The sequence below is a fragment of the Mameliella sp. CS4 genome (assembly GCF_019392335.1).
GTDB lineage: Bacteria > Pseudomonadota > Alphaproteobacteria > Rhodobacterales > Rhodobacteraceae > Antarctobacter.
The window spans coordinates 1-314 of record NZ_JAHXRQ010000120.1; the positions used below are offsets into that span (position 1 = coordinate 1).

Consider the following 314-nt stretch of genomic DNA (forward strand, 5'->3'; position numbering starts at 1 on the left):
ATTAAGCCTGCCCGATCTTGGCGACCAGCCGGCCGAAGCCCTCGCGGTAGGACATGCGCTCGGCTTCGCACCACTCCACGAACTGGTTGATGTCGGCGATAGCCGCCCGGAGGTTGAGCTGGTCCGTCGGCTCGTCGACAGCGACCCGCCGCTTGCGCCGGGTAGGAACCTCGCGGCTCGGAAATCCGAGCTTCTCCGCGACACGATCGACCTCTCGAGCGACGGCCGGAGCCGGCTCAGACGTGGCCGGCTGGATCTCCGCCAGCTTGCCGAAACCGAAGGATGGCTTGGTATTCACGCGGCAGCCTTGCGGT

General features: G+C 66.6%; 1 protein-coding gene. It reads right to left on the reverse strand.

Going from position 1 to position 314, the window contains the following annotated elements; all coding sequences use genetic code 11:
- Position 1 precedes the first annotated feature (1 nt).
- Positions 2-314, reverse strand: a 313-nt coding sequence (locus tag KZZ07_RS26785) for a hypothetical protein (protein WP_219519984.1), incomplete at its 5' end; no start/stop codon positions are given.